The sequence below is a fragment of the Streptococcus bouchesdurhonensis genome, assembly GCF_948472335.1.
The window spans coordinates 344942-367539 of sequence record NZ_CAOKTW010000001.1 but is presented as its reverse complement, the minus strand read 5'-3'; the positions used below and the strand labels follow the sequence as shown (position 1 = coordinate 367539).

Genomic DNA, 22598 nt, shown 5'->3' with positions numbered 1-22598 from the left:
GGCTTTCCGAGTTTTCGGAGAGTCTATTTTTTCGTTTTGGTACCCATGATTTTTTCATTCTTAGTGTAGATGCATTTTATGAGTAACATTATTTTTCTTCGATGGAAAACTTCTAAAATATGGTATAATGAAAAGATAAAGAAGTTGGGGGTAGAAGATGAACATTCAACAATTACGCTATGTTGTGGCTATTGCGAATAGTGGTACTTTCCGTGAAGCTGCTGAAAAGATGTATGTTAGTCAGCCGAGTCTGTCTATTTCTGTTCGTGATTTGGAAAAAGAGTTGGGGTTTAAGATTTTCCGTCGGACCAGCTCAGGGACTTTCTTGACCCGTCGTGGTATGGAATTCTATGAAAAAGCGCAAGAATTGGTTAAAGGATTTGATATTTTTCAAAATCAGTATGCCAACCCTGAGGAAGAAAAAGATGAATTTTCCATTGCTAGTCAGCACTATGACTTCTTGCCACCAACGATTACGGCCTTTTCAGAGCGCTATCCTGACTATAAGAACTTCCGTATTTTTGAATCAACTACTGTTCAAATCTTAGACGAAGTGGCCCAAGGGCATAGTGAGATCGGGATTATCTACCTCAACAATCAAAATAAAAAAGGGATTATGCAACGGGTTGAAAAGCTAGGACTAGAGGTCATTGAATTGATTCCCTTCCATACCCATATTTATCTCCGTGAGGGGCATCCTTTGGCTCAGAAAGAGGAATTGGTTATGGAGGATTTAGCGGATCTACCAACGGTTCGTTTCACTCAAGAAAAAGACGAGTACCTTTATTATTCAGAGAACTTTGTTGATACCAGTGCGAGCTCGCAGATGTTCAATGTGACAGACCGTGCTACTTTGAATGGTATTTTGGAGCGGACGGACGCTTATGCAACAGGTTCCGGATTTTTAGATAGTGACAGTGTCAATGGGATTACAGTCATTCGTCTCAAGGATAACCTAGATAATCGCATGGTCTATGTTAAACGTGAAGAAGTGGAGCTGAGTCAAGCTGGGACTCTCTTTGTAGAAGTCATGCAAGAATATTTTAATCAGAAGAGGAAATCATGAAAAAAAGAGGAATAGTGGCAGTCATTGTACTACTTTTGATTGGGCTTGATCAGTTGGTAAAATCCTATATCGTCCAGCAGATTCCACTGGGTGAAGTACGCTCTTGGATTCCCAATTTCGTTAGTTTGACCTACCTGCAAAATCGAGGTGCAGCCTTTTCTATCTTACAAGATCAGCAGTTGTTATTCGCTGTCATTACCCTGGTTGTCGTGGTAGGTGCCATTTGGTATCTACATAAACACATGGAGGACTCATTCTGGATGGTCTTGGGTTTGACCTTGATTATCGCAGGTGGTCTTGGAAACTTTATTGACAGGGTAAGTCAGGGCTTTGTTGTGGATATGTTTCACTTGGACTTTATCAATTTTGCAATTTTCAATGTGGCAGATAGCTATCTGACTGTTGGAGTGATTATTTTATTGATTGCAATGCTAAAAGAGGAAATAAATGGAAATTAAAATTGAAACTGGTGGCCTGCGTTTAGATAAGGCTTTGTCGGATTTGACAGAATTATCACGTAGTCTCGCGAATGAACAAATCAAATCAGGACAGGTCTTGGTTAATGGTCAAGTCAAGAAAGCTAAATACACAGTTCAAGAGGGTGATATCGTCACTTACCATGTACCAGAGCCGGAGGTCTTAGAGTATGTGGCTGAGAATCTTCCGCTAGATATCATCTACCAAGATGAGGATGTGGCCGTCGTTAACAAACCTCAGGGGATGGTGGTGCATCCGAGTGCTGGTCATACTAGTGGAACTCTAGTAAATGCCCTTATGTATCATATTAAGGACTTGTCGGGTATCAATGGGGTTCTACGCCCAGGAATTGTTCATCGTATTGATAAGGATACGTCTGGCCTTCTCATGATTGCTAAAAACGATGAGGCGCATCTAGCACTTGCCCAAGAACTCAAGGATAAAAAGTCTCTCCGAAAATATTGGGCTATTGTTCATGGAAATCTGCCTAATGATCGTGGTGTGATTGAAGCTCCGATTGGCCGTAGTGAAAAAGACCGTAAGAAACAGGCTGTGACTGCTAAAGGGAAGCCTGCAGTGACCCGTTTCCACGTCTTGGAACGTTTTGGTGATTACAGCTTGGTAGAGTTGCAGCTAGAGACAGGACGCACTCATCAAATCCGTGTTCACATGGCTTATATTGGCCATCCAGTCGCTGGTGATGAGGTCTATGGTCCTCGCAAGACTTTGAAAGGACATGGACAATTTCTCCATGCCAAGACTCTAGGCTTTACCCATCCGAGAACAGGTGAGACCATGGAATTTACAGCAGATATCCCAGAGATTTTTAAGGAAACATTGGAGAGATTGAGAAAGTAAGAATGAAAAAGAAATTAACTAGTTTAGCACTTGCAGGTGCTTTTTTATGCTTGTCATTTCATGGGAATGTTCAAGCTCAAGAAAGTTCAGGAAATAAAATCCACTTTATAAATGTTCAGGAAGGTGGCAGTGATGCGATCATTCTTGAAAGTAATGGACATTTTGCCATGGTGGATACAGGAGAAGATTATGATTTCCCAGATGGAAGTGATTCTCGTTACCCATGGAGAGAAGGAATTGAAACATCTTATAAGCATGTTCTGACAGATCGTGTTTCGCGACATTTAAAGGAATTGGGTGTCCAAAAACTTGATTTTATTTTGGTAACCCATACCCATAGTGACCATATTGGAAACGTTGATGAGTTACTGCAAACCTATCCAGTTGGTCGTATCTACATGAAAAAATACTCTGATAGTCGGATTACAACACCAACTCATCTATGGGATAATCTGTATGGCTATGATAAGGTTTTACAGACTGCTGCAGAAAAAGGTGTTTCAGTTATTCAAAACATTACACAAGGAGATGCTCATTTTCAGTTTGGGGACATGGATATTCAACTCTATAACTATGAAAATGAAACTGATTCATCAGGTGAATTAAAGAAAATTTGGGATGACAATTCTAATTCCTTGATTAGCGTGGTAAAAGTCAATGGTAAGAAAATTTACCTCGGAGGAGATTTGGATAATGCTCATGGAGCAGAAGACAAGTATGGTCCTCTCATTGGAAAAGTTGATTTGATGAAGTTTAATCATCACTATGATACCAATAAATCAAACACCAAGGATTTCATTAAAAATTTGAGTCCGAGTTTGATTGTTCAAACTTCGGATAGTTTACCTTGGAAAAATGGTGTTGATAGTGAGTATGTCAATTGGCTCAAAGAACGAGGAATTGAGAGAATTAACGCAGCCAGCAAAGACTATGATGCGACAGTTTTTGATATTCGACAAGATGGTTTTGTCAATATTTCAACTTCTTACAAGCAGATTCCAAGTTTTCAAGCTGGTTGGCATAAGAGTGCTTATGGAAACTGGTGGTATCAAGCGCCTGACTCTACAGGAGAATATGCAGTTGGTTGGAATGAAATCAAGGGTGAATGGTATTACTTCAACCAAACGGGTATCTTGTTACAGAATCAATGGAAAAAATGGAACAATCGTTGGTTCTATTTGACAGACTCTGGTGCATCTGCTAAAAATTGGAAGAAAATCAATGGAAGCTGGTATTATTTCAACAAAGAAAATCAGATGGAGACTGGTTGGCTTAATACTGGCGGTCAGACCTATTATCTATCAAATGATGGGGATATGATAACAGGATGGCGTAAGATTGATGGACAATGGTACTATTTTGCTCAATCAGGGGAAATGAAAACGGGCTGGGTAAAAGATAAAGAAACCTGGTACTATATGGATTCTACTGGTACCATGAAGACAGGCGAGATAGAAGTTTCTGGTCATCATTACTATCTAGAAGAATCAGGAACTATGAAGCAAGGCTGGCTTAAAAAGGCAAATGATTGGTATTTCTATAAGGAAGACGGTTCACGAGCTGTTGGTTGGATTAAAGACAAGGATAAATGGTACTTCTTGAAAGAAAATGGTCAATTACTTGTGAATGGTAAGACACCAGAAGGCTATACTGTTGATTCAAGTGGTGCCTGGTTAGTGGATGTTCCGGTAGAGAAATCTGCTACAACTAGAGATACAAGTAACTCAGAAATAAAAGAATCCAATGAAGTAGTGAAAAAAGATCTTGAAAATAAAGAAACGAGTCAACACGAAAGTATTACAAGTTCTTCAACTAGTCAAGATTTGACTTCTTCAACTTCACAAAGCTCTGAAACGAGTGCAAATAAATCGGAATCAGAACAGTAGTAAAAAAGAAGGTTTTAGGGCCTTCTTTTTCCTATCAACTCTTTTCTATTTACTGTCATTCATGTTATAATGGATAAATATGAAGAATCGGAGTGAGACTATGAAATACAAACGGATTGTCTTTAAGGTGGGGACTTCTTCTCTGACAAATGAGGATGGAAGTTTATCACGTAGTAAGGTAAAGGCTATTACCCAGCAATTGGCTATGTTGCACGAAGCTGGTCATGAATTGATTTTGGTGTCGTCAGGTGCCATTGCTGCAGGTTTTGGGGCCTTAGGATTTAAAAAGCGTCCGACTAAGATTGCTGATAAACAGGCTTCAGCAGCGGTAGGACAAGGGCTTTTGTTGGAAGAATACACGACCAATCTTCTCTTGCGCCAAATCGTTTCTGCACAAATCTTGCTGACCCAGGATGACTTTGTGGATAAGCGCCGTTATAAAAATGCCCATCAGGCTTTGTCAGTTCTACTTAGCCGTGGAGCGATTCCTATCATCAACGAGAATGACAGTGTCGTCATTGATGAGCTCAAGGTTGGGGACAATGATACTCTGAGTGCACAGGTTGCAGCCATGGTCCAAGCAGACCTTTTGGTCCTCTTGACAGACGTAGACGGTCTCTATACAGGAAATCCTAATTCAGACCCAAGAGCCAAACGCTTGGAGCGAATCGAGACCATCAATCGTGAGATTATTGATATGGCAGGTGGAGCAGGTTCTTCAAACGGAACTGGGGGCATGCTTACAAAAATCAAAGCTGCAACTATTGCGACAGAATCAGGAGTTCCTGTTTATATCTGCTCATCTTTGAAGACAGATGCCATGATTGAAGCAGCTGAGGAGACTAAGGATGGTTCCTACTTTGTTGCTCAAGAGAAGGGACTTCGTACCCAGAAACAATGGCTGGCTTTTTATGCTCAGAGTCAAGGTTCTATTTGGGTTGATAAAGGGGCTGCAGAAGCTCTCTCTCAACATGGCAAGAGTCTCCTTTTATCTGGTGTTGTTGACGCAGAAGGAGCCTTTTCTTACGGTGATATCGTGACAGTATTTGACAAGGAAAGTGGAAAATCACTTGGAAAAGGACGCGTGCAATTTGGAGCATCTGCTTTGGAGGATATGTTGCGTTCTCAAAAAGCCAAGGGTATCTTGATTCACCGTGACGACTGGATTTCCATTACTCCTGAAATCCAACTGCTCTTTACAGAATTTTAGAGGTGAACGATGGTAAGTACACAAGAACAATTTGAACAAGTACAGGCTGTTAAGAAATCAATCAATACTGCCAGTGAAGCAGTGAAAAACCAAGCCTTGCTAGCCATGGCTGATCATTTATTGGCAGCTACTGAAGAGATTCTAGAGGCCAATGCCCTTGATATGGAATCTGCTAAGGGTAAAATCTCAGATGTGATGCTGGATCGTCTTTATTTGGATGCAGGTCGTATAGAAGCGATGGCAACTGGTATTCGTGAAGTGGTTGCCTTACCAGATCCAATTGGTGAAGTTTTAGAAACAAGTCAGCTTGAAAATGGTTTGCTTATTACCAAGAAACGGGTGGCTATGGGGGTTATTGGTATTATCTATGAAAGTCGTCCAAATGTGACGTCTGATGCGGCTGCTTTGGCTCTTAAAAGTGGAAATGCAGTTGTTCTTCGTAGTGGTAAGGATGCCTATCAAACGGCCCATGCCATTGTCACAGCCTTGAAGAAGGGCTTGGAAACAACTACTATTCACCCAGATGTGATTCAACTGGTGGAAGATACCAGCCGTGAAAGTAGCTATTCCATGATGAAGGCCAAGGGCTATCTAGACCTTCTTATTCCTCGTGGAGGGGCTGGTTTGATCAATGCCGTGGTTGAAAATGCTATCGTGCCTGTTATTGAGACAGGAACTGGGATTGTCCATGTTTATGTCGACAAGGACGCAGATGATGACAAGGCACTGTCTATCATCAACAATGCAAAAACCAGTCGTCCTTCTGTCTGCAATGCTATGGAAGTTTTGCTGGTTCATGAAGACAAGGCAGCGGATTTCCTTCCTCGCTTGGAACAAGTGCTGGTTGCAGAGCGTGAGGAAGCTGGGCTGGAACCGATTCAATTCCGCCTAGATAGTAAAGCAAGTCAGTTTCTTTCAGGCCAAGCAGCTGAATCACAAGACTTTGATACCGAGTTTTTAGACTATGTTCTAGCTGTTAAGGTTGTGAGCAGTTTAGAAGACGCGGTTACGCATATTGAAACCCACAGTACCCATCATTCGGATGCTATTGTGACGGAAAATGCTGAAGCTGCAGCTTACTTTACAGATCAAGTGGACTCTGCAGCTGTCTATGTCAATGCTTCAACTCGTTTCACAGATGGTGGCCAATTTGGTCTTGGTTGTGAAATGGGGATTTCTACTCAGAAATTGCACGCGCGTGGTCCCATGGGCTTGAAGGAGTTGACTAGCTACAAGTATGTGGTTACTGGTGACGGACAGATAAGGGAGTAAGAGATGAAGATTGGATTTATCGGTTTGGGGAATATGGGTGCTAGTTTGGCCAAAGCTGTCTTGCAGGCTAAGACGGGCGATGACCTTCTCCTTGCCAATCGTAGCCAAGCCAAGGTAGATGCTTTCATTGCAGACTTTGGGGGTCAGGCTTCTAGCAATGAAGAAATATTCGCAGAAGCAGATGTGATTTTTCTAGGTGTTAAGCCAGCTCAGTTCTCTGAACTGCTTTCTCAATATCAGACCATCCTTGAAAAAAGAGATAGTCTTCTTTTGATTTCGATGGCAGCTGGATTGGCCTTGGAAAAACTAGCAAGTCTTCTTCCAAGTCAGCACCGAATTATTCGTATGATGCCAAATACCCCTGCTTCTATTGGTCAAGGAGTGATTAGTTATGCCTTGTCTCCTAATTGCAGGGCTGAGGACAGCGAGCTATTTTGTCAGCTTTTAACTAAGGCTGGTCTCTTGGTTGAACTAGGAGAAGGCTTAATAGATGCAGCGACAGGTCTTGCAGGCTGTGGACCAGCCTTTGTCTATCTCTTTATTGAGGCCTTGGCAGATGCAGGTGTTCAGACAGGATTACCACGAGAAACAGCATTGAAAATGGCGGCTCAAACTGTGGTAGGAGCTGGGCAATTGGTCCTTGAAAGTCAGCAACATCCTGGAGTATTGAAAGACCAAGTTTGTAGCCCAGGCGGTTCGACTATCGCTGGCGTAGCAAGTCTAGAAGCGCATGCTTTTCGAGGAACAGTCATGGATGCAGTTCATCAAGCCTACAAACGAACACAAGAATTAGGTAAATAAGAGGTAGTTTTGTCTGCCTCTTTTATGGTGGCTGATACTCTTCGAAAATCTCTTCAAACTGCGTCAGATTCCATCTGCAACCTCAAAACAGTGTTTTGAGCAACCTGCGGCTAGCTTCCTAGTTTGCTCTTTGATTTTCATTGAGTATTAAATGAGAAGACAAAAAAGATTGTCACAAACCCCTATTTTTTGATAGAATAGAAGTAGTAAAAAAGAAATGAGTTAGACATGTCAAAAGGATTTTTAGTCTCTCTTGAGGGACCAGAGGGAGCAGGCAAGACCAGTGTTTTAGAGGCTCTGCTACCAATTTTAGAGGAAAAAGGAGTAGAAGTGCTGACGACCCGTGAACCTGGCGGAGTCTTGATCGGGGAGAAGATTCGGGAAGTAATTTTGGATCCAAGTCATACTCAGATGGATGCGAAGACAGAATTGCTTCTTTATATTGCTAGTCGCAGACAGCACTTGGTGGAAAAAGTTCTTCCAGCACTTGAAGCTGGCAAGTTGGTTATTATGGACCGCTTCATCGATAGTTCTCTTGCTTATCAGGGATTTGGTCGTGGCTTGGATATTGACGCCATTGATTGGCTCAATCAGTTTGCGACAGATGGCCTCAAACCCGATTTGACCCTCTATTTTGACATCGAGGTGGAAGAAGGACTGGCTCGCATTGCTGCTAATAGCAATCGTGAGGTCAATCGTTTGGACTTAGAAGGTTTGGACTTGCATAAAAAAGTTCGTAAAGGTTATCTTTCTCTCCTGGAAAAAGAAGGAAATCGCATTGTCAAGATTGATGCGAGTCTTCCATTGGAGCAAGTTGTGGAAACTACCAAGGATATCTTGTTTGAGAGAATGGGCTTGATTAAATGAAACAAGATCAACTAAAGGCTTGGCAGCCAGACCAGTTTGACCGCTTTGTCCGTATCTTAGAACAAGACCAGCTCAATCACGCCTATCTCTTTTCAGGTTTCTTTGGAAGCTTGGAAATGGCTCAATTTCTAGCTAAGAGCCTCTTTTGTACGGATAAAGTAGGTGTGTTGCCATGTGAGAAATGTCGGAATTGTAAGCTTATTGAACAGGGAGAATTTCCCGATGTTACCTTAATTAAGCCAGTCAATCAGGTCATCAAGACAGAACGCATTCGGGAATTGGTGGGTCAGTTTTCCCAAGCAGGGATTGAAAGCCAGCAACAGGTTTTTATTATCGAGCAAGCTGAGAAAATGCATCCTAACGCAGCCAATTCTCTGCTCAAGGTCATCGAAGAACCCCAGAGTGAGGTTTATATTTTCTTCTTGACAAGCGATGAAGAAAAGATTTTACCGACCATCCGAAGTCGGACCCAGATTTTCCACTTTAAAAAGCAAGAAGAAAAATTCATCCATCAATTAGAACAAGCAGGTCTGGTCAAGAAAAAAGCAACTCTTTTAGCCCAGTTTAGTCAATCGCGAGCTGAAGCAGAAAAGTTAGCCAATCAGGCAAGTTTTTGGACCTTGGTTGATGAAAGTGAACGCCTGCTGACTTGGTTAGTGGCTAAGAAAAAAGAAAGTTATCTGCAGGTTGCTAAATTAGCCAACTTGGCAGATGACAAGGAAAAACAAGATCAGGTTTTACGGATTCTTGAAGTTCTCTGTGGACAAGATATCCTACAAGCAAGAGTAAGAGTGATTTTACAAGATTTGCTAGAAGCTAGAAAAATGTGGCAGGCTAATGTCAGCTTTCAAAATGTCATGGAATATCTGGTCTTGAAAGAAATATAAACTCAAAAATGAACGATAAAGAAAGGAAAGGGCTGTTTTATGGACAAAAAAGAATTATTTGACGCGCTGGATGATTTTTCCCAACAGTTATTGGTAACCTTGGCTGATGTGGAAGCCATCAAGAAAAATCTCAAGAGCCTGGTAGAGGAAAATACAGCTCTTCGCTTGGAAAATAGTAAGTTGCGCGAACGCTTGGGTGAGGTGGAAGCAGATGCTCCTGTCAAGGCTAAGCATGTTCGTGAAAGTGTCCGTCGCATTTACCGTGATGGGTTTCACGTTTGTAATGATTTTTATGGACAACGTCGAGAGCAGGACGAGGAATGTATGTTCTGTGACGAGTTGTTGTACAGGGAGTAGGCATGCAAATTCAAAAAAGTTTTAAGGGGCAGTCTCCCTACGGCAAGCTGTATCTAGTGGCAACGCCGATTGGCAATTTAGATGATATGACCTTTCGAGCTATCCAGACCTTGAAAGAAGTGGACTGGATTGCTGCTGAGGACACGCGCAATACAGGTCTATTGCTCAAGCATTTTGACATTTCTACCAAGCAGGTTAGTTTTCATGAGCACAATGCCAAGGAAAAGATTCCTGATTTGATTGGTTTCCTGAAAGCAGGGCAAAGTATTGCTCAGGTATCCGATGCAGGTCTGCCTAGTATCTCAGACCCTGGTCATGATTTGGTCAAGGCAGCCATTGAGGAAGAAATTGCGGTTGTGACTGTTCCAGGTGCCTCTGCAGGAATTTCTGCCTTGATTGCCAGTGGTTTAGCGCCACAGCCACATATCTTTTACGGCTTCTTACCGAGAAAATCAGGCCAGCAAAAGCAATTTTTCGACTTGAAAAAAGACTATCCTGAAACCCAGATTTTCTATGAATCGCCTCATCGTGTGGCAGATACGTTAGAAAATATGCTAGAAGTCTACGGTAATCGCTCGGTCGTCTTGGTTAGGGAATTGACTAAAATCTATGAAGAATACCAAAGAGGTACCATTTCAGAGTTATTAGAAAGCATAGCTGAAACGCCACTCAAGGGCGAATGCCTTCTCATCGTCGAAGGTGCCAGTCAGGATGTGGAGGAAAAAGATGAGGAGGACTTGTTTTCAGAAATACAAGTACGCATCCAGCAAGGCATGAAGAAAAATCAAGCTATCAAGGAAGTTGCGAAACACTACCAGTGGAATAAAAGCCAGCTCTACGCTGCCTATCACGATTGGGAAGAAAATGACTAAACAGGGAAGTTTGCCTTCTTCCCTTTTTTTGTTATACTAGTAGAAGAAAAAAATAGAAAGATTTGTGGGAGTGAAAAAGTCCTGTGGACTTTTTCAGCCTGAGCCAAGAAACTTGAAAGCGAAGTAAGTCCTGTGGACTTTTTCAGCCTGAGCCAAGAAATTCGAAAGCTAGGCAAGTTCGGTTGGCTTTTTCAATGTGAAACTTGTCTTCACACTCCCAAAGAGGTATTAGTGTCGTGTCTCAATCTTATATCAATGTTATCGGTGCTGGTTTGGCAGGTTCTGAAGCTGCCTACCAAATTGCAGAGCGTGGTATTCCAGTTAAACTTTATGAAATGCGTGGTGTCAAGTCAACACCCCAGCACAAAACAGACAATTTTGCAGAGTTGGTTTGTTCCAATTCTCTTCGTGGGGATGCTTTGACAAATGCAGTTGGTCTTCTCAAGGAAGAAATGCGTCGCTTGGGTTCTGTTATTTTGGAATCTGCTGAGGCTACACGTGTTCCTGCAGGTGGTGCGCTTGCGGTGGACCGTGATGGTTTCTCCCAAATGGTGACAGAAAAAGTTACCAACCACCCCTTGATTGAGGTGGTGCGTGATGAAATTACAGAATTGCCGACAGATGTTATTACAGTTGTGGCGACTGGTCCCTTGACAAGTGATGCCTTGGCTGAAAAAATTCATGCCCTTAATGATGGCGATGGTTTCTATTTCTACGATGCTGCAGCCCCTATTATCGACGTCAACACCATCGATATGAGCAAGGTCTATCTCAAGTCTCGTTATGATAAGGGGGAAGCCGCTTATCTCAATGCTCCAATGACCAAGCAGGAGTTTATGGATTTTCATGAAGCTTTGGTTAATGCGGAAGAAGCTCCGCTTAATTCTTTCGAAAAAGAAAAGTACTTTGAAGGTTGTATGCCAATCGAAGTCATGGCCAAACGAGGTATTAAAACTATGCTTTATGGCCCTATGAAGCCAGTGGGACTTGAGTATCCAGATGACTACACAGGCCCTCGTGATGGAGAATTTAAAACACCTTATGCGGTGGTTCAGCTGCGTCAGGACAATGCGGCTGGTAGCCTCTACAATATCGTTGGTTTCCAGACTCACCTCAAATGGGGAGAACAAAAGCGAGTCTTCCAAATGATTCCAGGTCTTGAAAATGCTGAGTTTGTCCGTTATGGTGTTATGCACCGCAATTCTTACATGGATTCACCAAATCTTCTTGAGCAGACTTACCGTTCTAAGAAACAACCAAATCTCTTCTTTGCTGGTCAGATGACGGGTGTGGAAGGCTATGTTGAATCAGCGGCATCAGGTTTAGTAGCTGGCATTAACGCGGCTCGTCTCTTCAAGGGAGAAAGCGAGGCTATTTTCCCAGAGACGACGGCTATCGGAAGCTTAGCTCATTACATCACCCATGCGGACAGCAAACATTTCCAACCGATGAATGTCAATTTTGGGATCATCAAGGAGTTGGCAGGCGAGCGTATCCGTGATAAGAAGGCTCGTTATGAAAAAATTGCAGAGCGTGCCCTTGCCGACTTAGAGGAATTTTTGACTGTCTAATTTTTTTGAAAGAATTGCTCATGATACTATAAAAATCTTAGAAATTGTGATAAAATAGGTAGGATAAAAGAAGGAGAGTGAAAATGGCGAATCCCAAGTATAAACGTATTTTAATCAAGTTATCAGGTGAAGCCCTTGCCGGAGAACGTGGCGTAGGGATTGATATCCAAACAGTTCAAACAATCGCAAAAGAGATTCAAGAAGTTCATAGCTTAGGTATCGAAATTGCCCTTGTTATCGGTGGAGGAAATCTCTGGCGTGGAGAACCTGCTGCAGAAGCAGGAATGGACCGCGTTCAGGCAGATTACACAGGAATGCTTGGGACTGTTATGAATGCTCTTGTGATGGCAGATTCATTGCAACAAGTTGGTGTCGATACGCGTGTTCAAACAGCCATTGCTATGCAACAAGTGGCAGAGCCTTATGTCCGTGGACGTGCCCTTCGTCACCTTGAAAAAGGCCGTATCGTTATCTTTGGTGCCGGAATTGGTTCACCATACTTCTCAACAGATACAACAGCGGCTCTTCGTGCAGCTGAAATCGAAGCAGATGCCATCCTTATGGCTAAAAATGGCGTTGACGGTGTTTACAATGCCGATCCTAAGAAAGACAAGACAGCTGTTAAGTTTGAAGAATTGACCCACCGTGATGTTATCAACAAAGGTCTTCGTATCATGGACTCAACAGCTTCAACCCTCTCAATGGACAACGACATTGACTTGGTTGTCTTTAACATGAACCAACCAGGTAACATCAAACGTGTCGTATTTGGTGAAAATATCGGAACAACAGTTTCAAATAATATCGAAGAAAAGGAATAAGAAAGATTATGGCTAACGCAATTATTGAAAAAGCTAAAGAGAGAATGACTCAGTCTCACCAATCACTTGCTCGTGAATTTGGTGGTATCCGTGCTGGACGTGCCAATGCAAGCTTGCTTGACCGTGTACATGTAGAATACTATGGAGTAGAGACTCCTCTTAACCAAATCGCTTCAATTACGATTCCAGAAGCGCGTGTTTTGTTGGTAACACCATTTGATAAGTCTTCATTGAAAGACATTGAACGTGCCTTGAACGCTTCTGATCTTGGTATTACACCAGCTAATGATGGTTCTGTGATTCGTTTGGTTATCCCTGCTCTTACAGAAGAAACTCGTCGTGACCTTGCTAAAGAAGTGAAGAAGGTTGGTGAGAATGCTAAAGTGGCTGTCCGCAATATCCGTCGTGATGCTATGGACGAAGCTAAAAAACAAGAAAAAGCAAAAGAAATCACTGAAGACGAATTGAAGACTCTTGAAAAAGATATTCAAAAAGTAACAGACGATGCTGTCAAACACATCGACGACATGACTGCCAACAAAGAAAAAGAACTCTTGGAAGTCTAAAAATAAACAGAAAAACTCAGTTGGCATTGCTGGCTGAGTTTTATTCGAAAGAAGGAAATATGAATACAAATCTTGCAAGTTTTATCGTTGGACTCATCATCGATGATAATGACCGTTTTTACTTTGTGCAAAAGGATGGCCAAACCTATGCTCTTGCTAAGGAAGAAGGTCAGCATACAGTAGGGGATACGGTTAAAGGTTTCGCCTATACAGATATGAAGCAAAAACTCCGTTTGACGACTCTAGAAGTGACTGCTACTCAGGACCAATTTGGTTGGGGACGTGTTACAGAAGTTCGTAAGGACTTGGGTGTTTTTGTGGATACAGGACTTCCTGACAAGGAAATCGTTGTGTCACTCGATATTCTTCCTGAGCTCAAGGAACTCTGGCCTAAGAAAGGCGACCAACTCTATATCCGTCTTGAAGTGGACAAGAAAGACCGTATCTGGGGACTCTTGGCTTATCAAGAAGACTTCCAACGTCTGGCTCGACCTGCATATAACAACATGCAGAACCAAAACTGGCCAGCCATTGTTTACCGCCTCAAGCTGTCAGGTACCTTTGTCTATCTGCCAGAAAATAACATGCTTGGCTTTATCCATCCTAGCGAGCGCTATGCAGAGCCACGTTTGGGTCAAGTATTAGATGCGCGTGTCATTGGTTTCCGTGAAGTGGACCGTACCTTGAACCTTTCCCTTAAACCACGTTCTTTTGAGATGTTGGAAAATGATGCCCAGATGATTTTGACCTATTTGGAAAGCAATGGCGGTTTCATGACCTTAAATGATAAGTCATCTCCAGACGACATCAAGGCAACCTTTGGTATTTCTAAAGGTCAGTTCAAGAAAGCACTTGGTGGTTTGATGAAGGCTGGCAAAATCAAGCAAGACCAGTTTGGGACAGAGTTGATTTAGCTCTTATAGACATGATAAAGAAATTTGAAGAAATGAGTTTAGAGGAACTCTGGCAACTTTTTCCTATTTTTCTAGTAGAGCACAAGTCAGAGTGGAAAGACTGGTACGAATTGGAGAAAACAAGTCTGAAAAAAATATTGGGTGCAAATGTTATTAAAAGAATAGAACATATCGGTAGCACTGCTATCCCTAATATTTGGGCCAAAAATATCGTTGATATTCTGTTAGAAGTAGGTAGAATAGAGGATTTAGCAAGAGTTAGGGATTTATTGGTGAAGAATGGGTGGATAGTGATGTCGGAGAGTCCTAACAGGATTTCGCTAAATAAAGGATATACAGAGCAGGGATTTGCTGAGAAAGTTTTTCATTTACATTTGCGAATGACGGGAGATCATGACGAGATTTATTTTAGAGATTATCTCTGCCAGCATTCAGATATTGCCCAAGCGTATCAGGAATTAAAACTCAGTTTGTGGAAAAAATTTGAACACAATCGAGACGCCTATACTGATGCGAAAACGGATTTTATAAACCACTATGTGTTAGAGGCTAAGTCCAGTAATTTTTAAAAATCAGAAAAGTTTCATCAAAAAAAGTCTTGATAGGAGAAAGAATTGAGAAAATCATTTTACACTTGGCTCATGACTGAGCGCAATCCTAAAAGTAACAGTCCCAAAGCCATCTTGGCAGACCTAGCTTTTGAAGAGTCAACATTTCCAAAACACTCAGATGATTTTGATGAGGTCAGTCGCTTTTTGGAAGAACATGCCAGTTTCTCTTTCAACCTAGGAGACTTTGACGCTATCTGGCAAGAATACTTAGAACACTAGCATGATTCATTGGGTTTGGGCTAGTAATTTCTCCACCCCTTTGCTATAATAAAAAGAAATAAAAGGATTAGAGAGGTTCTTTATTTGAAGGAACATTCAATAGACATTCAACTGAGTCATCCAGATGACCTGTTTCATCTTTTTGGTTCTAATGAACGCCATCTTCGTTTGATGGAAGAAGAGCTCAATGTGGTGATTCATGCTCGTACGGAGATTGTGCAGGTTTTGGGAGAAGAAGCTGCATGTGAGGAAGCCCGTCAGGTTATCCAAGCCTTGATGGTCTTGGTGAATCGTGGAATGACCGTTGGTACGCCAGATGTGGTGACTGCGATTAATATGGTCAAAAACGATGAAATCGACAAGTTTGTCGCCCTTTACGAAGAAGAAATCATCAAGGATAATACTGGGAAGCCTATCCGTGTCAAAACCTTGGGTCAAAAACTTTATGTGGACAGTGTCAAACAGCATGATGTGACCTTTGGAATCGGACCTGCAGGAACTGGGAAGACCTTTCTTGCAGTTACCTTGGCAGTGACAGCCCTTAAACGTGGGCAGGTCAAACGAATTATCCTGACACGCCCAGCGGTGGAAGCAGGAGAGAGTCTAGGTTTTCTTCCGGGTGATCTTAAGGAGAAGGTAGATCCTTACCTTAGACCTGTTTATGATGCCTTGTATCAGATTCTGGGGAAAGACCAAACGACTCGTCTCATGGAGCGTGAAATTATCGAGATTGCGCCCCTTGCCTATATGCGTGGACGGACCTTGGATGATGCCTTTGTCATTCTCGATGAGGCGCAAAATACGACCATCATGCAGATGAAGATGTTTTTGACTCGTTTAGGCTTTAATTCTAAGATGATTGTCAATGGAGATATCAGTCAGATTGACCTGCCACGTAACGTCAAGTCTGGTCTGATTGATGCTCAAGAAAAACTCAAGAACATCCATCAGATTGACTTTGTTCATTTTTCAGCTAAGGATGTGGTTCGCCATCCTGTTGTCGCTCAGATTATCCGAGCTTATGAACCAGCTCCAATTAAAAATGAAGAGCGTGAAGAAGTCCAAGAAGAAACAGAATAACAAAAAAGAGCAGTTCAGGTGGACTTGCTCTTTCTTTTATCTGATAATTAGATTTTTTATACTAGTTCATCAATTGGAGTATGTTTTTTATCGAGACCTTGGGCTACTGGAAGACTGGTTAAGTAACCTTGATAAGTGGTAACACCTTGGCGCAAGCCCTCGTCTTCAGCGATTGCTTGTACAAAACCTTTACCAGCCAAAGCTTCGATATAAGGAAGAGTGACATTGGTTAGGGCAATGGTAGAAGTATGGGCAACTGCACCAGGGATGTTGGCAACGGCATAGTGGAGCACACCGTGTTTTTCATATACAGGCTCATCGTGCGTTGTGACACGGTCAGCTGTCTCGATAACGCCCCCTTGGTCAATGGCAACGTCCACAATGACAGAGCCTGGACGCATTTGCTTGACCATCTCATCTGTCACCAATTTTGGTGCTTTGGCACCTGGGATGAGAACCGCCCCAATCACAACATCCGCATCTCTCACACTGGCTTCGATGTTGAATGAATTGGACATAAGGGTTTGGATTTGATGACCAAAGACCTCCTCTAAAACGGAGAGACGTTTAGCACTGATATCAAGGATGGTCACTTGCGCTCCCAATCCTAAAGCGATGCGGGCAGCATGGGTCCCTACGACACCACCACCGATGATGGTTACTTTTCCTTTAGGTACACCCGGTACACCACCCAGTAGGACGCCAGAACCTCCTGCTTGTTTGGTTAGGAAGTGAGCTCCGATTTGGACTGCCATACGGCCTGCAACCTCACTCATAGGAACGAGGAGTGGTAACTGGCCTTGGGAATCATGGACAGTTTCATAGGCAATCCCTGTTGTTTTTGCTGCTAGCATAGCATCTGCTAATTCAGGAGCAGCGGCCATGTGCAAGTAGGTGAAGAGAAGCAGGTCGTCACGCAAGTACTCATATTCAGAAGGTAATGGTTCTTTTACTTTCACGACTAACTTTGCAGCCCAAGCTTCACCAGCACTAGCGACAATTTCAGCTCCTTGCTTTTGATAGTCAGCATCAGTAAAGCCTGAACCGAGACCAGCATTTGTTTCGATAAGGACGCGATGACCACGACCGACTAAGCTGAGGACACCAGCAGGTGTGAGGGCAACACGGTTTTCATTATTCTTAATTTCTTTTGGAATTCCGATTAACATAGAGAAAAACTCCCTTTCTATTGACGGGTTGTAAATGATTTATCACATTATCTATAAAAATAAGGTGATGATTTTATTCTATATGAAACCGCTTTAAAAAGCAAGGAAAACTTGTTGTAACTTCTTTTTTATGCTAGACTGATAGAAAATACTTTTGAATGGTAGAAACGTATGGAATCAATCTTTTTAAAACTAGCTCAGTATCCAATAGTCGAGACTGAGCGTTTATTGCTTAGACCTGTAACCTTGGATGATGCAGAAGAAATGTTTGACTATGCCTCGGATAAGGATAATACACGTTACACTTTTCTAACCAATCAAAATTTAGAAGAAACCAAAAATAATATTGCTCAGTTCTACTTGGCTAATCCCTTGGGACGTTGGGGAATAGAACTAAAAAGCAATGGCAAATTTATCGGAACAATTGATTTGCACAAGATTGATCCTGCTCTTAAGAAGGCGGCTATTGGCTACATTATCAATAAAAAGTATTGGAATCAAGGATTAACGACAGAAGCCAATCGTGCCGTGATTGAGCTGGCTTTTGAGAAGATTGGAATGAACAAGTTGACCGCCCTTCACGATAAGGATAATCCCGCATCTGGCAAGGTCATGGAGAAATCAGGCATGCGCTTTTCCCATGAAGAACCATATGCTTGTATGGACCAGCATGAAGAAGGCCGAATCGTTACAAGAGTTCATTATGTCTTGACTAAGGAAGACTATTTTGCAAATAAATAAGCAGTTGAGAAGAAATTTTCAACTGTTTTTTCTTCCTCTTACGAATAATCTAAGAGAGGAGAAAATATGGAAGCAATTATCGAGAAAATCAAAGAGTATAAAATCATCGTCATTTGTACTGCTCTAGGCTTGCTTGTCGGCGGATTTTTCCTGCTAAAGCCAGCTCCACAAACACCTGTCAAGGAAACGAATTTGCAGGCAGAAGTTGCAGCTGTTTCCAAGGATTCGGTATCCGAAAAGGATGTGAAGAAGGAAGAAAAGGAAGAACCTCTTGAACAAGATCTAATCACAGTAGATGTGAAGGGTGCTGTCAAATCGCCAGGGATTTATGACTTGCCAGTAGGTAGTCGGGTCAATGATGCTATTCAAAAGGCTGGTGGCTTGACAGAGCAAGCAGATAGCAAGTCGCTCAATCTAGCTCAGAAAGTTAGTGATGAGGCTCTGGTTTACGTTCCAACTAAGGGAGAAGAATCAGCTAGTCAACAGGCAGGTTCTGGAGCGCCTTCTTCAACAAGCAAGGACAAGAAGGTCAATCTCAACAAGGCCAGTCTGGAAGAACTCAAGCAGGTCAAGGGACTGGGAGGAAAACGAGCTCAGGACATTATCGACCATCGTGAGGCAAATGGGAAATTCAAGTCGGTTGATGAACTCAAGAAAGTCTCTGGCATTGGTGCCAAGACCATAGAAAAGCTAAAAGATTATGTTACAGTGGATTAAGAATTTCCCTATTCCCTTAATTTACCTGAGTTTTCTATTACTCTGGCTTTACTATGCTATTTTCTCAGCATCCTATCTTGCTTTATTGGGCTTCGTTTTTCTGCTAATCTGTCTCTTTATCCAATTTCCTTGGAAACCTGCTGGAAAAGTTCTAGTTATTTGCGGAATCTTTGCCTTCTGGTTTCTGTTTCAAAATTGGCAACAGGGTCAAGCGAGTCAAAATTTGGCGGATTCTGTTGAAAGGGTACGGATTCTGCCCGACACTATTAAGGTCAATGGAGATAGTCTGTCCTTTCGTGGCAAGGCTGATGGACGCATTTTTCAAGTTTATTATAAACTCCAGTCTGAGGAGGAAAAAGAAGCCTTTCAAGATTTAACAGCCCTTCATGAGATAGAACTAGAAGGAAAACTTTCGGAGCCAGAGGGGCAGAGGAATTTTGGTGGATTTAACTATCAAGCCTATCTGAAGACTCAGGGAATTTACCAGATTATCAATATTAAAAGAATCCAGTCACTTCAAAAGGTTAGCAGTTGGGATATAGGTGAAAACCTGTCCAGTGTACGCCGAAAGGCTGTAGTTTGGATTAAGACGCACTTTCCAGATCCTATGCGCAATTACATGACAGGGCTCTTGTTAGGGCATCTGGATACAGATTTTGAGGAGATGAATGAGCTTTATTCTAGTTTAGGAATTATCCACCTTTTTGCTTTGTCTGGTATGCAGGTAGGATTTTTCATGGATGGATTTAAGAAACTTCTCTTGCGATTGGGCTTGACCCAAGAAAAGTTGAAATGGCTGACCTATCCCTTTTCCCTTGTCTATGCAGGGCTGACAGGGTTTTCAGCATCAGTCATTCGCAGTCTCTTGCAGAAGTTACTGGCTCAACATGGTGTTAAGGGCTTGGATAATTTTGCCCTGACGGTGCTTGTCCTCTTTATTGTCATGCCAAACTTTTTCTTGACAGCAGGAGGAGTCTTGTCCTGTGCTTATGCTTTTATCCTGACCATGACCAGCAAAGAAGGCGAGGGACTCAAGGCTGTTGCCAGAGAAAGTCTAGTCATCTCCTTGGGCATATTACCCATTTTATCCTTCTATTTTGCAGAATTTCAACCTTGGTCAATTCTTTTGACCTTTGTCTTTTCCTTTCTTTTTGACTTGGTCTTCTTACCCCTCTTGTCTATCTTATTTGCCCTTTCCTTTCTCTATCCAGTCATTCAGCTGAATTTTATTTTTGAATGGTTAGAGGGAATGATTCGCTTAGTGTCACAGGTGGCAAGTAGACCTTTGGTCTTTGGACAACCCAATTCATGGCTTTTAATCTTATTGTTAATTTCCTTAGCTTTAGTCTATGATTTGAGGAAAAATATCAAAAGAGTAGCTGGCTTCAGCTTACTTATTGTGGGTCTCTTTTTCCTGACCAAGTATCCACTGGAAAATGAAATTACCATGCTGGATGTGGAGCAAGGAGAAAGTATTTTCCTACGGGATGTAAATGGGAAGACCATTCTCATAGATGTGGGCGGTAAGGCAAAATCTGATAAGAAAATCGAAAAATGGCAAGAAAAGGCGACGACCAGCAATGCCCAGCGAACCTTGATTCCCTATTTCAAAAGTCGAGGAGTGGCCAAGATTGACCAGCTGATTTTGACAAATACGGACAAGGAGCATGTTGGAGATTTGTTGGAGGTGACTAAGGCTTTCCATGTAGGGGAGATTTTAGTATCAAAAGGCAGTCTGAAACAGAAGGAATTTGTGGCAGAACTACAAGCGACTCAAACCAAGGTGCGCAGTGTGACAGCAGGAGAGAACTTGCCAATTTTTGGAAGTCAGTTAGAAGTCCTATCTCCAAGGAAAATTGGAGATGGAGGTCATGATGATTCTCTGGTTCTGTATGGAAAACTCTTGGATAAGCACTTTCTCTTCACGGGAAATTTGGAGGAGAAAGGAGAGAAGGAATTGCTGAGGCAATATCCTGACCTAGAAGTGGATGTTTTGAAAGCTAGCCAACATGGTTCTAAAAAATCATCAAGTTTAACTTTTTTAGAACAGCTCAAACCGGAGATCACTCTCATTTCAGTTGGAAAGAACAATCGAACGAAACTCCCTCATCAGGAAACCTTGTCCCGACTGGAAGATATCAATAGTAAAGTTTACCGAACTGATCAGCAAGGAGCTATACGCTTTAAAGGTTGGAAAAGTTGGAAAATCGAAACGGTTGGTTAGTGAGCACAAACTTTTCAAAAAAATAACTTTTTATCTTGACAAGGTCTAGAAAACTTGGTATCATATAAAAGTTGAGAAAAGCAGAAGTGAGAGCTTCTCGCCTTGTGACATTAAGTTGCCTGGCCCTACGGATGAAAAGTTTCTAAGAAACGCTATCATAACGTGCGGGCTTGTATATTTACGAGTCCGCTATTGTTTTTCTCTAATAAAACAAAAGAGGTGAAAACCATAGCAAAGCAAGACTTATTCATCAATGATGAGATTCGTGTACGTGAAGTTCGCTTGATTGGTCTTGAAGGAGAACAGCTAGGCATCAAGCCACTCAGTGAAGCGCAAGCTTTGGCTGATAACGCTAATGTTGACCTAGTATTGATTCAACCCCAAGCCAAACCGCCTGTTGCAAAAATTATGGACTACGGTAAGTTCAAGTTTGAGTACCAGAAGAAGCAAAAAGAACAACGTAAAAAACAAAGTGTTGTTACTGTGAAAGAAGTTCGTCTAAGTCCAACTATTGACAAGGGTGACTTTGATACAAAACTTCGCAATGCACGCAAATTCCTTGAAAAAGGAAATAAAGTTAAGGTATCTATTCGCTTTAAGGGTCGTATGATTACCCATAAAGAGATTGGTGCAAAAGTTTTAGCCGAGTTTGCTGAAGCAACTCAAGATATTGCCATCATCGAACAACGTGCTAAAATGGATGGACGTCAAATGTTCATGCAATTGGCGCCAGCGACTGACAAAAAATAATTGTCAGAAAGTTAAATAAAGGAGAAAAAATCATGCCAAAACAAAAAACACACCGCGCATCAGCTAAACGTTTCAAACGTACAGGTTCTGGTGGACTTAAACGTTTCCGTGCTTACACTTCTCACCGTTTCCACGGAAAAACTAAGAAACAACGTCGTCATCTTCGTAAAGCATCTATGGTGCATTCAGGAGATTACAAACGTATCAAAGCAATGCTTACTCGCTTGAAATAATAGCCTAACAGTAAGTAAACAATTCTAGGAAATATTTGGAGGAAATAAAACATGGCACGTGTTAAAGGTGGCGTTGTATCACGCAAACGTCGTAAACGTATTCTTAAATTAGCAAAAGGTTACTATGGAGCTAAACACATCTTGTTCCGTACTGCAAAAGAACAAGTAATGAACTCTTACTACTATGCATACCGTGACCGTCGTCAGAAAAAACGTGACTTCCGCAAATTGTGGATCACTCGTATCAATGCGGCAGCTCGTATGAACGGACTTTCATACTCACAATTGATGCATGGTTTGAAATTGGCTGAGATCGAAGTTAACCGTAAAATGCTTGCTGACTTGGCTGTTAACGATGCAGCAGCTTTCACAGCTCTTGCAGATGCAGCGAAAGCAAAACTTGGTAAATAATAACAGATAAGACTGGAA

25 protein-coding genes, 1 pseudogene and 1 other annotated feature are annotated in these 22598 nt (G+C 42.0%); of the genes and pseudogenes, 24 read left to right on the top strand and 2 right to left on the bottom strand.

Annotation, left to right across the window (positions count from 1 at the left end):
* Positions 1-93: 93 nt before the first annotated feature.
* Positions 94-165, bottom strand: a pseudogene (locus tag QMQ21_RS01725) (AraC family transcriptional regulator); the annotation flags it as partial.
* Here QMQ21_RS01725 and QMQ21_RS01720 point away from each other — a divergent pair.
* From QMQ21_RS01720 to QMQ21_RS01635, 18 genes are all read left to right on the top strand, one after another.
* On the top strand, positions 158-1066 hold the full coding sequence (locus tag QMQ21_RS01720; RefSeq protein ID WP_001025694.1) for a LysR family transcriptional regulator: 909 nt from the start codon (positions 158-160) through the stop codon (positions 1064-1066). The pseudogene QMQ21_RS01725 and the gene QMQ21_RS01720 overlap by 8 nt on opposite strands.
* Positions 1063-1524 carry a signal peptidase II gene (gene lspA / locus QMQ21_RS01715; protein ID WP_000745686.1) on the top strand — a complete coding sequence of 154 codons (462 nt, stop codon included), beginning with the start codon at positions 1063-1065 and terminating at the stop codon, positions 1522-1524. The genes QMQ21_RS01720 and lspA overlap by 4 nt, the downstream gene beginning before the upstream one ends.
* Complete coding sequence (locus QMQ21_RS01710; RefSeq protein WP_000403207.1) at positions 1514-2401, top strand: RluA family pseudouridine synthase; 888 nt, start codon at positions 1514-1516, stop codon at positions 2399-2401. Before lspA ends, QMQ21_RS01710 begins: the two co-directional genes overlap by 11 nt.
* Positions 2402-2403: 2 nt before the next feature.
* Positions 2404-4287 carry a phosphorylcholine esterase CbpE gene (gene cbpE, locus QMQ21_RS01705; RefSeq protein WP_261813792.1) on the top strand — a complete coding sequence of 628 codons (1884 nt, stop codon included), beginning with the start codon at positions 2404-2406 and terminating at the stop codon, positions 4285-4287.
* A gap of 100 nt (positions 4288-4387) precedes the next feature.
* A complete protein-coding gene (gene proB, locus QMQ21_RS01700) occupies positions 4388-5497 on the top strand; it encodes a glutamate 5-kinase (protein WP_261055927.1) in 1110 nt (369 codons plus the stop codon).
* Between the two features lie 9 nt (positions 5498-5506).
* Entirely contained in the window at positions 5507-6769 is a 1263-nt protein-coding gene (locus tag QMQ21_RS01695) for a glutamate-5-semialdehyde dehydrogenase (protein ID WP_261813791.1), read from the top strand.
* A 3-nt stretch (positions 6770-6772) separates the two neighbouring features.
* Positions 6773-7570, top strand: coding sequence for a pyrroline-5-carboxylate reductase (proC, locus tag QMQ21_RS01690; RefSeq protein WP_223340078.1), 798 nt, complete (start codon positions 6773-6775; stop codon positions 7568-7570).
* 228 nt (positions 7571-7798) lie between these two features.
* On the top strand, positions 7799-8437 hold the full coding sequence (gene tmk, locus QMQ21_RS01685; RefSeq protein ID WP_049502492.1) for a dTMP kinase: 639 nt from the start codon (positions 7799-7801) through the stop codon (positions 8435-8437).
* On the top strand, positions 8434-9324 hold the full coding sequence (locus QMQ21_RS01680; RefSeq protein WP_049546779.1) for a DNA polymerase III subunit delta': 891 nt from the start codon (positions 8434-8436) through the stop codon (positions 9322-9324). Before tmk ends, QMQ21_RS01680 begins: the two co-directional genes overlap by 4 nt.
* 39 nt (positions 9325-9363) lie before the next feature.
* Entirely contained in the window at positions 9364-9681 is a 318-nt protein-coding gene (gene yabA / locus QMQ21_RS01675) for a DNA replication initiation control protein YabA (RefSeq protein ID WP_000358228.1), read from the top strand.
* Between the two features lie 2 nt (positions 9682-9683).
* Positions 9684-10553 (top strand): 16S rRNA (cytidine(1402)-2'-O)-methyltransferase, encoded by an 870-nt coding sequence (rsmI, locus tag QMQ21_RS01670; RefSeq protein ID WP_049502494.1) that lies wholly within the window; start codon positions 9684-9686, stop codon positions 10551-10553.
* Between the two features lie 236 nt (positions 10554-10789).
* Positions 10790-12124 (top strand): methylenetetrahydrofolate--tRNA-(uracil(54)-C(5))-methyltransferase (FADH(2)-oxidizing) TrmFO, encoded by a 1335-nt coding sequence (gene trmFO, locus QMQ21_RS01665; RefSeq protein ID WP_261035297.1) that lies wholly within the window; start codon positions 10790-10792, stop codon positions 12122-12124.
* Between the two features lie 83 nt (positions 12125-12207).
* Positions 12208-12945, top strand: a complete 738-nt coding sequence (gene pyrH, locus QMQ21_RS01660) for a UMP kinase (protein ID WP_000002996.1) — start codon at positions 12208-12210, stop codon at positions 12943-12945.
* Between the two features lie 8 nt (positions 12946-12953).
* Positions 12954-13511 (top strand): ribosome recycling factor, encoded by a 558-nt coding sequence (gene frr / locus QMQ21_RS01655; protein WP_001262225.1) that lies wholly within the window; start codon positions 12954-12956, stop codon positions 13509-13511.
* Positions 13512-13570: 59 nt separating this feature from the next.
* Positions 13571-14425, top strand: a complete 855-nt coding sequence (cvfB, locus tag QMQ21_RS01650) for an RNA-binding virulence regulatory protein CvfB (RefSeq protein WP_261813790.1) — start codon at positions 13571-13573, stop codon at positions 14423-14425.
* Between the two features lie 11 nt (positions 14426-14436).
* Positions 14437-14994: a GrpB family protein gene (locus tag QMQ21_RS01645; protein ID WP_025172871.1), complete on the top strand. Its 558-nt coding sequence runs from the start codon at positions 14437-14439 to the stop codon at positions 14992-14994.
* Positions 14995-15039: 45 nt separating this feature from the next.
* Positions 15040-15255: a YozE family protein gene (locus tag QMQ21_RS01640; RefSeq protein ID WP_261013610.1), complete on the top strand. Its 216-nt coding sequence runs from the start codon at positions 15040-15042 to the stop codon at positions 15253-15255.
* Positions 15256-15339: 84 nt separating this feature from the next.
* Positions 15340-16335, top strand: coding sequence for a PhoH family protein (locus QMQ21_RS01635; RefSeq protein ID WP_261035298.1), 996 nt, complete (start codon positions 15340-15342; stop codon positions 16333-16335).
* A gap of 56 nt (positions 16336-16391) precedes the next feature.
* Here QMQ21_RS01635 and ald read toward each other — a convergent pair whose 3' ends face one another.
* Positions 16392-17504: an alanine dehydrogenase gene (gene ald / locus QMQ21_RS01630; RefSeq protein WP_261035300.1), complete on the bottom strand. Its 1113-nt coding sequence runs from the start codon at positions 17502-17504 to the stop codon at positions 16392-16394.
* Positions 17505-17675: 171 nt separating this feature from the next.
* On the opposite strand from ald, the gene QMQ21_RS01625 reads away from it, so the two are divergent.
* From QMQ21_RS01625 to rplT, 6 genes are all read left to right on the top strand, one after another.
* The gene (locus QMQ21_RS01625) at positions 17676-18245 is read left to right on the top strand and encodes a GNAT family N-acetyltransferase (protein ID WP_229294787.1); all 570 of its coding nucleotides are present in this window, start codon (positions 17676-17678) and stop codon (positions 18243-18245) included.
* A gap of 66 nt (positions 18246-18311) precedes the next feature.
* Positions 18312-18962 carry a helix-hairpin-helix domain-containing protein gene (locus QMQ21_RS01620; RefSeq protein ID WP_261035301.1) on the top strand — a complete coding sequence of 217 codons (651 nt, stop codon included), beginning with the start codon at positions 18312-18314 and terminating at the stop codon, positions 18960-18962.
* Positions 18946-21186 carry a DNA internalization-related competence protein ComEC/Rec2 gene (locus tag QMQ21_RS01615; RefSeq protein ID WP_261813789.1) on the top strand — a complete coding sequence of 747 codons (2241 nt, stop codon included), beginning with the start codon at positions 18946-18948 and terminating at the stop codon, positions 21184-21186. Before QMQ21_RS01620 ends, QMQ21_RS01615 begins: the two co-directional genes overlap by 17 nt.
* Before the next feature lie 72 nt (positions 21187-21258).
* Positions 21259-21390: a sequence feature (ribosomal protein L20 leader region), on the top strand.
* A gap of 15 nt (positions 21391-21405) precedes the next feature.
* Positions 21406-21936, top strand: a complete 531-nt coding sequence (gene infC / locus QMQ21_RS01610) for a translation initiation factor IF-3 (protein ID WP_000848180.1) — start codon at positions 21406-21408, stop codon at positions 21934-21936.
* A 32-nt stretch (positions 21937-21968) separates the two neighbouring features.
* Positions 21969-22169 (top strand): 50S ribosomal protein L35, encoded by a 201-nt coding sequence (rpmI, locus tag QMQ21_RS01605; RefSeq protein ID WP_001125943.1) that lies wholly within the window; start codon positions 21969-21971, stop codon positions 22167-22169.
* Between the two features lie 51 nt (positions 22170-22220).
* Positions 22221-22580, top strand: a complete 360-nt coding sequence (gene rplT / locus QMQ21_RS01600) for a 50S ribosomal protein L20 (RefSeq protein ID WP_000124834.1) — start codon at positions 22221-22223, stop codon at positions 22578-22580.
* Positions 22581-22598: the final 18 nt, after the last annotated feature.